6 protein-coding genes and 1 pseudogene are annotated in these 10670 nt (G+C 47.3%); all 7 read right to left on the bottom strand.

Annotated features, from left to right (window positions below; all coding sequences use genetic code 11):
• Positions 1-355 precede the first annotated feature (355 nt).
• Positions 356-1741 carry a sigma-54 dependent transcriptional regulator gene (locus tag U9P07_01325; protein MEA2108046.1) on the bottom strand — a complete coding sequence of 462 codons (1386 nt, stop codon included), beginning with the start codon at positions 1739-1741 and terminating at the stop codon, positions 356-358.
• 254 nt (positions 1742-1995) lie between these two features.
• Complete coding sequence (gene guaA / locus U9P07_01320) at positions 1996-3549, bottom strand: glutamine-hydrolyzing GMP synthase (protein MEA2108045.1); 1554 nt, start codon at positions 3547-3549, stop codon at positions 1996-1998.
• Between the two features lie 30 nt (positions 3550-3579).
• Entirely contained in the window at positions 3580-5037 is a 1458-nt protein-coding gene (guaB, locus tag U9P07_01315; GenBank protein ID MEA2108044.1) for an IMP dehydrogenase, read from the bottom strand.
• 89 nt (positions 5038-5126) lie between these two features.
• Positions 5127-5987, bottom strand: a pseudogene (locus U9P07_01310) (class 1 fructose-bisphosphatase).
• Between the two features lie 154 nt (positions 5988-6141).
• Positions 6142-7896, bottom strand: a complete 1755-nt coding sequence (locus U9P07_01305) for an N-acetylmuramoyl-L-alanine amidase (GenBank protein MEA2108043.1) — start codon at positions 7894-7896, stop codon at positions 6142-6144.
• 98 nt (positions 7897-7994) lie between these two features.
• Positions 7995-9674, bottom strand: coding sequence for a Na/Pi cotransporter family protein (locus tag U9P07_01300; GenBank protein MEA2108042.1), 1680 nt, complete (start codon positions 9672-9674; stop codon positions 7995-7997).
• 13 nt (positions 9675-9687) lie between these two features.
• A partial coding sequence (locus U9P07_01295; GenBank protein ID MEA2108041.1) for a divergent polysaccharide deacetylase family protein occupies positions 9688-10670 on the bottom strand: 983 nt, incomplete at its 5' end.

The raw sequence follows: 10670 nt of genomic DNA, 5'->3' as shown, positions 1-10670 counted from the left end.
TGATTCACGGCGGACAATCGGGGACATTGCTTTAGCGCGCCTCACAAGCCGGCCTGTCTGCGTGCGGCACGCACAGGCAGGCCATGGACGGCCGGCGAGAATGAGCGAGAGCCATGCCGGAACATCCTGACACCTTAATTTGGGTTGCGGGCGTGGCCCGCTTTAGATCGAAAATCGACGTACTTCGCTCTCTTCGAAGGGGACAGAGCTAAAGATCTGTCCCCAATCCCAGTAAGTTAATGGATTTTTTTCGTCTGGCTGTCAGCAGGAGGGCGTAAGACTTGAATCTGAAAAAATTATTTTTGCGTGAACCCTAAGCACCAAAAGTACCGAAATCAGCTCTGCTTATACGCTTTTATTTGTTTTTGATCCAGCGCGGGTTGGAAAGATTATATTGTTTAACCTTGTAGTTCATAACCCGCTTACTGATTCCCAACATCTCAGCAGCATCTTTTTGTATCCAGTTACACATTTTTAAGGTTTCAACTACCAGTGATTTTTCCATATCTTTGAGCAGGATGCCTGAAGGCGGGATCTTTACAGCCGGAGCATCGTCACTGGACGCTTCCATATCCTCCATAAAAAACAGGTCATCCCGTTTAATTTCACTGCCCTCACACATCAGCACCGCCCGTTCCAGACAATTTTCCAGTTCACGAACATTTCCCGGCCATTGATAGCGTTTGAGCAGCGACATGGCCCCGGGAGAAATCAAACGAACATTTTTCTTTAAATCACCGGCAAATTTTTTCAGGAAATAGTCAGCCAGCAGAGTGATATCCTCTTTCCGCTCCCGTAAAGCCGGAATCCTGATGGTAATAACATTCAAACGAAAATAAAGGTCTTCGCGAAACGCCTTATTCTGGACTTCCTGAAGCAGGTCTTTATTGGTGGCCGAGAGAATGCGAACGTCTACTTTAATCGTTCTACCCCCGCCAAGACGCTCAAACTCCTTTTCTTGAATGACGCGTAACACCTTAGCCTGAGTACTGAGACTCATATCGCCGATCTCATCCAGAAACAGAGTGCCTCGATGAGCCTGTTCAAACCGTCCGATACGCTGTTTCACTGCCCCAGTATAGGCTCCTTTTTCATGGCCGAACAATTCACTCTCCAGTAAATTATCATGCAATGCCGCACAATTAACTTTAACAAAACTATTATTGGAACGCTGACTGGAATAATGGATGGCACCGGCCACCAACTCTTTACCAGTCCCGGTCTCTCCAGTTATCAAGATACTGGCATTACTGCAGGAAACCTTTTTTAAAGTAGCAAAAACTTTTTTGATACTGGGGCTTTCACCAATAAAGTTATCAAAATGATAAATAATATTTCGCTCGCCGCGGAGATAGGTAAGTTCATGTTCATAATGACGCATTTTCAGCCCATTAACTACCCGCAATTGCATTTCCTCGATGGAAAAAGGTTTCTCCAGGTAATCACAGGCCCCAAATTTCATTGCTTCCACGGCACTTTCAACCGTACCGTAACCCGTCATCACCACTACCACGGTGGAAGGATTCAGCTTTTTTGCCTCTTTAAGAACATCAATCCCCCCGATTTTTGGCATTTTTATATCAGTAATCACGATGTCATAATTATTTTGACCTAACTTTCCAATGGCCACCCCTCCATCTTCTGCCTGGTCAACAATAAAGCCTTCTGCCAGAAAAACTGCAGCCAGGCTTTCCCTTAATGAAATGTTATCATCTACAATCAGTATCCTGCCACTGATCATGGTTCACATCCTCTTCGCTGAAAAAGGGAACAAACAGCCGGAAGCCACCATTTGGCTACCCGACGCTGTCCCAGTCTGAAAAACACACCATAATATTTGAGGCTACCTTGAATAATAAGAATAAAAGCTCTGGCAGGAAGGATGATCCGTTATAGCAATCCCCAACCACCAGCTTTTTTTAACCTCAAAAGCTGTTTCGTCGAGATTACGATAAAACTTTACCTCTAGTTGCAAAAATGTAAAGGAAGGCTATGTTATTCCCATTCAATAGTTCCAGGAGGTTTGGAGGAAATATCATAAACGACCCGATTAACACCATGTACTTCATTAATAATCCGGTTTGACAAACGCCCCAGTAAATCATGTGGTAAGCGGGCCCAATCAGCCGTCATTCCATCAACACTGGTAATTGCCCTGATGGCGATCACTTTTTCATAGGTCCTTTCATCACCCATCACCCCCACTGTTTTAACTGGCACCAAGACAGCAAAAGCCTGCCATATCTCATCATATAAGCCGGCCCTGGTTATTTCTTCCAAAACTATGCTGTCAGCCTCACGAAGAATTTCCAGACGCTCAGGAGTTACAGCACCAATAATACGGATTGCCAATCCAGGACCAGGAAAAGGCTGCCGCTTAATCATCTGTTCCGGCAATCCGAGTTCCCAACCAACCTCACGTCCCTCATCTTTGAACAGCTCACGCAATGGTTCAATCAACTCCATGTGCATACGTTCCGGCAGCCCACCAACATTATGGTGGCTTTTAATGACGGCTGAAGGCCCTTTAAAGGATACACTTTCGATGACATCCGGATAGAGCGTTCCCTGAGCCAAAAAGCGAATTTTTCCCAGTTTGCCGGCCTCCTCTTCAAAAACGCGGATAAATTCATTGCCGATAATTTTCCTTTTGGCCTCTGGGTCCATCACCCCGTCAAGCCGGCTTAAAAACCGCTCACTGGCATCGACATAGGACAAATTCAGCTTTAGCTTTTCACCAAAAAGCTGTTGGACTTCCTCTGCCTCATCTTTGCGCAACACCCCGTTATTAACAAAAACACAGATCAGCTGGTCACCGATAGCACGGTGCAGGAGCATGGCAACCACTGAAGAATCAACCCCGCCGCTCAACCCGCAGATAACCTTTTCATCTCCAACCAGGTTTCTTATATCCTCAACATTGCGATCAATAAAAGATTTCATTGTCCACAATCCATGGCAGCCGCAGACAGAAAATGTAAAATTTTTCAAAATCTGCCGCCCACTGGGGGTATGAACCACTTCCGGGTGAAACTGCACGCCCCAGAAACGTCTGGCAGGATCAGAGATGGCAGCCACAGGTGCATTGTCTGTCCTGGCAATAGCGTGAAAACCTGATGGCAAACCGGTAACTTTATCCCCATGACTCATCCAGACCGGCTGTGGAAAATCCAATCCAGCCAGCAGGGCATCCGGATGGCCAGTTGATGTCATCTCTGCCTGACCGAATTCCCGCTCCCTGGTTTTTTCCACTTTTCCACCCAGTTGAACCACCATTTCCTGCATGCCGTAACAGATGCCCAGAACCGGGATGTTCAACTCCAGGATGGCCGCTTCAAGATGCGGAGCTTTATCACCATAGGTACTTGATGGCCCACCGGAAAGGACAATCCCTGCGGGAGCGAAGGTTTTGACCTGATCGGCAGTCATATTATAAGGATAAATCTCACAATATACTTTGCTTTCACGAACCCTTCGGGCAATAAGCTGGGTATACTGGGAACCAAAGTCTAAAATGAGAATTTTTTCAGCATGAATGTCTGGCTTCATTTTCCTACCTCGGAAATGTCAGAATAACTGCTATTCTAAACGATAGTTGGGAGCTTCTTTGGTAATAATCACATCATGGACGTGACTTTCCCGCAGCCCCGCCTGGGAGATGCGAACCATCCGGGCTGAAGTCCGCAATTGTTCAATATCCCGACAACCCACATAGCCCATTCCAGCCCGCAGGCCGCCGATCAACTGGTAAATACTTGAAGAAAGCGGACCCTTGTATGGCACCCGACCTTCAATACCTTCGGGAACCAGCTTGGAAACATCAATATCCTGCTGGAAATAACGGTCCTTGCTCCCTGATTTCATCGCCCCCAAAGACCCCATCCCCCGATACATTTTGTAGCTGCGTCCCTGGTAGAGAATCGTTTCACCAGGGCTTTCCTCCGTTCCGGCAAAAAGAGAGCCAATCATTATTGAATGGGCACCAGAAGCCAGCGCTTTGACAATGTCACCGGAAAACTTCACCCCGCCATCGGCAATCAGAGGGATACCTTCCCGGTCCGCTACCACCTTGCAGTCCTGCAACGCACTCACCTGGGGCACGCCAACACCGGCAACCACCCGGGTGGTGCAGATAGAACCAGGGCCAATGCCGATTTTCACCGCATCCGCCCCGGATTTAATCAATCTTTCCGTAGCTTCGGGGGTCGCCACATTACCGACAATAAGCTGACAGGAAAAATTCTTCTTAGTATCATAAGCGGCCTCAATGACTCCCTTACTGTGTCCATGGGCCGTATCAATCACAATCACATCCGCCCCGGCAGCCAACAGGGCAGCAATCCGCTCTTCCCGATCCGGAGAAACTCCCACTGCTGCTCCAACCCGTAATCTTCCAAGACTGTCCTTGCAGGAATCGGGATACTTGCGGGTTTTTTCAATATCTTTAATGGTAATCAATCCCTGCAGACGACCCCGGTCGTCAACAACCAGCAATTTTTCAATCCGATTTTCATGCAGCAGAACCTTGGATTCTTCCATACTGGTGCCAACCGGCACGGTCACCAATTTATCCTTGGTCATGACATCTCTCAGGAAACGTTCCATCTTCGTTTCAAAACGCAGGTCCCGATTGGTAACAATTCCCACCAGTTTTTCCCCGTCAACGATGGGCACCCCGGAAATACGATACTTCTTCATGATCTCCAGCACCTCATGCACCTTTTGATCCGGATGCATAGTTATGGGGTCGACAATCATACCACTTTCTGATTTCTTGACCTTGTCAACCTCCAATGCCTGGGATTTTATCGACATATTCTTATGAATGATGCCTAGACCACCCTCCCTGGCCATACAGATGGCCGTCTGGGATTCGGTAACCGTATCCATCGCCGCACTCAGCAGGGGGATATTCAACTTGATTTCCCTGGTCAACCAGGTTGTCACATCCGTATCAAGGGGCAGAATCTCAGAATAGCTAGGCTGCAATAAAACATCATCAAATGTCAATGACAGGGGAATTTTTGCTTCACTCATGGATTACTCCTGTGATCTTTCTTAATTTTAATGGAGGGATAAAAATGACTTCAGAAGAATAGGATTTTTATGGCAACAATAAATATCGTTCAGTCTTCAACGGCCAGAAACTTTTCGGCCAAGGCGACTTCCTGTCGACTGCCAATATAAATGGGACAACGTTGATCAAGATGTTTCGGAATCGCATCGAGAACGGGCATGGTTCCGGTACTGGCGGCACCACCAGCGTTCTCGATGAGAAAGGCCATGGGGTTAAGTTCGAAAGGCAACCGCAGCTTACCATCCGGGCTGCCGGAAAGCGCCGGATACATGAAAATTCCCGATCCCTTCAGCAGGATCTGGTTAATATCCGGGACAAAGCCACCGCTATAACGCAATTTATAACCATTTTCTTCCAGATAACTGACAAATTTCCGCTGATTGGGCAAATATTGCTGCCGCAGCCCCCCCGGACTATAGATATTTCCATAATCCTTCAGGATAATATTCTCCCGGGTCAGGCTATATTCTCCCAGGCTGTTGAGGGTAAACTCATATACCCCTTCACCTACTGAATAAACCAGCGTTGTCCGTGGTCCATAAAGAACATACATTGCCCCCTTTTGGTTGCGACCAGCCTGAAGAGGATTATCTCCGGAATAGATGGAAACAAGGGTCCCCACCGCCAGGTTTACATCCACCAGAGATGATCCATCCAGCGGATCGTAACAAACAGAATACTGCCTCAGTTTTCCTTTTCGCTCAAAAATGATAATATCGCTTTGTTCTTCAGATATAATTTTCGCGACCCTGCCGGTATGATCAAGGCGATCCTTGATAATCTCATCGGCCAGCACATCAAGTGCCAACTGCTCTTCACCGTACAAGTTACTGGTCCCGGCCAGCCCCAGGTCACCGGTACGCATGGCATGATTGATATATTTGGAGGCAACGCCAACTTCATAAATAATGCTCGCCAGACCCATTTCGACCTTACACCTCATAAGATGGTTCCATAACCCCCGCCTTACATGTTTTCGTATACTCACCATCTCTTTTCCCCCTTTGCAAACACGATGGATTCAGCAGCCGTTATCTTTTCACTATCAGAGCACAACTGAACAATCAACGATGTAACCTGGCAGTTTTCACCTGTTCAATATATTTCTTAATCCCGGCGGCTATACCCTCAGCAATTTTCTGCCGATACGCCGCTGTGTTAAGCCTTTTTTCTTCCATCCGGTGAGAAACAAATGAAGTTTCAATCAGGATGCTGGGCATTTGGGCTCCTATCAAGACATAAAAAGGCGCCTGTTTTACCCCTAAGTTTTTCACCTGACTATATTTACTCTTTAAACGCTTTACCAGGCTATCCTGGACGGCGCGGGCCAGGCGACTGGATTCGCTGATCTTCGAGTTACGCATAAGATCACTCAAAATAAGCTGCAAATCGCTGATTTTTTTCGTCGAAGTTGCATTTTCCAGGGCTGCCAGTTCCATGGCTTCTTTATCAGTAGCCAGATTGAGAAAATAGGTCTCAACGCCATGGGCTTTCCGATTACGGCTGGCATTAGCATGAATAGAGACAAAAAGATCTGCTTTTTTAGTATTGGCTATGACCGTCCGCTCTTCCAGGGGAATAAAACAATCATGGTCGCGGGTCATCACCACCTGGAAATTCATCTGCTTTTTTAATTCCTTTTTCAATTTTAAGGCAATATCAAGAACAACATCCTTCTCCATAACCCGATGCGGCCCGACAGCCCCTGGGTCTTTGCCTCCATGCCCCGGATCAATGACAATCTTGCCGATACCGAGGCCAAGCTGCTGGGCCAGTGAAAGATCACCAGAAGCACCAACACCTTTCCCTCTCTTTATTACTCCTTCATGATGTCTGGGCACCCGCTCTTTTGCCCGGTTACCAATGACATCAATAACAATGCGCGGCGGATTGCTGAGATCAAAAATTTTATAATCATCAATGGAATCCAGATAGATAGCCGTACGAACTGTCTGTTTATTAAACTGGGCAAGCTTTACCTTTTTCAGGATACCATCATTTATATCAATGGCCCGGCTTGACCCAGTGATGAATGCATTGTGCAGATCAAGATAAACGGTTTTAATCCGATCCCGCTGTTTCTCATATCTCAGGATGCCCCGGGAATAGGAAACTTCCTGGTCCAGATCAACCACTACCCGGGTATAGGTCGGGGATGACCAGTAGCGGATATTATCAACCCGGGCCTTACCTTTCAAATTCCCCTTTCGCCTCGGAGCTTCAGAGTGATAAACTCCGGTACCGCTGGTAACACAGCTAGCAGGAGAAGCTTTGGCTGCCGGGGGAGAAAGGATGAGCCTGGCCTTCGCCTTGCTGACCATATCACCCTGGGGAAAATCCTGGATGACCTGCCTGAAATACGCCCGAGACTGATCCTGATGTCCAAGTTTCCCGGCATTAAGACCCATATGATAAAGAGAATCGTCAGCCAGCCGGCTTTCCCGGTAAGCGGAAACAACCTTCCCATAGAGATCATTAGCCCGTTGCAAGTCGGCATCCCAACCGGAATAATTATATAACGAAGAATATAAACTAGCCGCCAGAAAGAGGGCATCATCCGCCCGCCGGCTGTGAGGATATGATTGGTTGATACTGGTAAACCGTTTTATCAGCCGGATCCAGTTTTTCCGCTTAGGCCACTGTTTTTTATCATGATTAAATTGCCTATAATTCTTTTTCACCAGCCTGTATGCCTGTTCAGCCTTCTGTTCGATAACCGAAGAACTGGTTGCCGCAGCAAGATGAACGGAAACCAGCAACATCATGAATACCAACATGAGCAGCATAACACCCAGTCGACAAGAAAAATATTCAGACATCCTGTTTTTCATGGTTTTTAAAATCTCTCAACCAGGTTTATTCAGTGGCCAGGTTAGTGGAGACACCTTATACCTTATACCGTTATTCGCTATATACCTTATTTCAGCCCGGCGATGGATTCCGCCAGATTATAGCAATGATCGCCGATTTTTTCAAAGTTAGTCAGCATATCGATAAAAATAAGGCCGGCATCCACTGTACAACATCCCTCATTCAGACGCAAAACATGATCTTTTCGATAATGATCTTCAAGCATATTTATGCTCTTTTCCAGACGCTTGGCTTCAGTCATAATCTTGCCATCGCCCCGCTTAAGCGCATCGCAAATCAGCTTGAGAAATTCACTGGTTTTGCTGGAGATATCTTCTATTTCTTCCATAGCCTGATCACTGAAAATTATCTTACTCTCCAGACGGCGTTCAACCAGTTTCACCAGATTTTCCGAATGGTCACCAATACGCTCAATGTTATTTACCATATACATGAGCGAGGTAACTTCCCGGGAAAACTCCCGGGTCAGAGATTGTGGACTTAAAGCAACAATAAAATCCGTGATCTCCTTTTGCAACATGTCGATGATATTTTCTTTACGATATATTTTATCCACCAGTTTCATCGAATAATCATGAGAACATTCCATCGTCTGGGCAAACATTTTTGTGGCTATCTGCATCATTCTGACGGTTTCCTGACGGGCCTGGGAAACAGCCAGAGAGGGCGTATCAAGTACCCGGTTATCCAGGTAGCGCAGATGGGTTTCCTGCTCATCTTCGTCATGAGCGGGAACCATCCAGGTGCTTATTTTGGCCAGAACTCCCAGCAACGGGAGAAAAAGTAAACAATTGGCCACATTGAAGATGGTATGGGCATTGGCAAGGTGCCGGGCAATAAAAGGCTTATCCCCTATTGTCATACCATAGGTCAGCGCCTGATCAGCGGAGGTCAGTAAAAAGTCAGGATTACCGGGAGTAATGTGATCCACCAATTTAATAAATAATGGCAATAACAGTAAAATATAAACTACCCCGATAACATTGAAAATCATATGGACCCGGGCCGCCCGCTTGGCGGTGACATTGGTGCCGATACTGGCCAGCAGGGCGGTAATGGTGGTCCCAATATTTTCGCCAAGGATCAGGCCAATACCGCCCTTAAAGCTCAGCGCTCCGCTTAACGCCAAAGTCATGGTAATGCCGACCGTAGCACTGCTGCTTTGCAAAACCATGGTCAGCAGCGCTCCAGCAAGCACCGCCAACAGCGGATTATTCCCAAAAGTTACAAATGCCTGTTGGAAATAAGCATGCTGTTTCAGCGCACTCAATCCGCTTTTCATCACCGTCAGACCATAAAAAAGCATGCCGAAGCCAATCAGAATTTCGCCATAGTACTGCCAACGACGGCTGGTGGCAAAGAGACGCAGACCCACTCCCAGGCCGATGGCCGGCAACGCATAATGCTGCACCTTGAAAGCAATCATCTGGGCGGTGACAGTCGTCCCGATATTGGCTCCCAGAATAACCCCGATGGCCTGCAGCAGATTCATCAAACCGGCGTTGACAAAACCAACCACCATCACCGTTGTCGCACTGCTGCTCTGGACAACAGCGGTTACCCCCACCCCCACCAGAAAAGCGATAAAACGGTTGGAGGTAAGTTTTTCAAGCACATTCCTGAGCCGGTCACCGGCAGCCTTCTGCAAACCCTCGGACATGATTTTCATGCCGTAGAGGAACAGCCCCAAGCCACCCACAAAAGAAAAAATCATTGATTGAACCATTCAAAAAACCTTTTTAGCGATCCACATTTTTCTCAATCAGTTTACTCACTGGAACTATGGTAACCCTTGACTCCTGGGTTAATTGACTGAGTCTGCGCAAAGCCGCCACCGTTTCCGGGTAAGGATGGCCGATACCCACAGCTGTTTTTTTGATCTGGGCAATTGCTATCAATTTTCTCAGCTGGGTCAGAATATACTGCTCATCCTGTATATTGTCCAGAAAAACATCCCTTTGCCCGGCTGGAATTCCGGCCTTCAGGGCTTCATCGAAAGCCACGGTTCCAGCTATTGTCCGGCTGTCAATAAAAAAAAGCGGTTTATCATGCAAACAGTTCATAAACAAAGCCATTATATGCCGATTTTCCGTCAGCCGGGAACCCATGTGATTATTAACCCCCACAATTCCGGGAATAGCCGACAGCTCCTTGCTGAAACGGGATAAAAGCTGCTGGTCATTCATGCTGTCAAGCAGGGCACCCGGACCGGGATCCACGTCCGGATAACCATGAGGTTCCATCGGCACATGCAGCATGATCTGCTGCCCGGCTTGATGAAACAGCCTGGCGACCTCCAGGGCGCGCGGTGCATAGGGGAAAATAGAAAAAGTCAGGGGAAAGGATAACTGGACAAACTGTTTGGCAATGGGGATGCTCATCCCCATATCGTCAATAATAATAGCAATTCTAGGTGGTTCCACCCGGGGTATGGTACGGGCCTTTTCAGGACCGGCCCAATGCATTTGCATACTGCCCAGCTGGTATCCATGCTTGAGGATAAGGAGAAAATTGGTTTTATTTCTGTCTACATAGGAAAGAAGCTGATATCCTGACTGATTCCGGTCTGACAGTTCCTGACAAGCCGCAAACAAACCCTTCACTTCTTCAGGATCCTGATAAACACCTACCCAGCGGGTTAATAACCAGCGGCGGGAATCACGGGAAACCCACTCTGTAAAACGGTCCATGGAATCAGCATGGACATATTTCTGCGCCAGAG

The sequence above is a fragment of the Pseudomonadota bacterium genome (assembly GCA_034660915.1).
In the GTDB taxonomy this organism is placed as follows: Bacteria; Desulfobacterota; Anaeroferrophillalia; order Anaeroferrophillales; family Anaeroferrophillaceae; genus DQWO01.
This window is presented reverse-complemented; position numbering and strand designations above follow the sequence as displayed.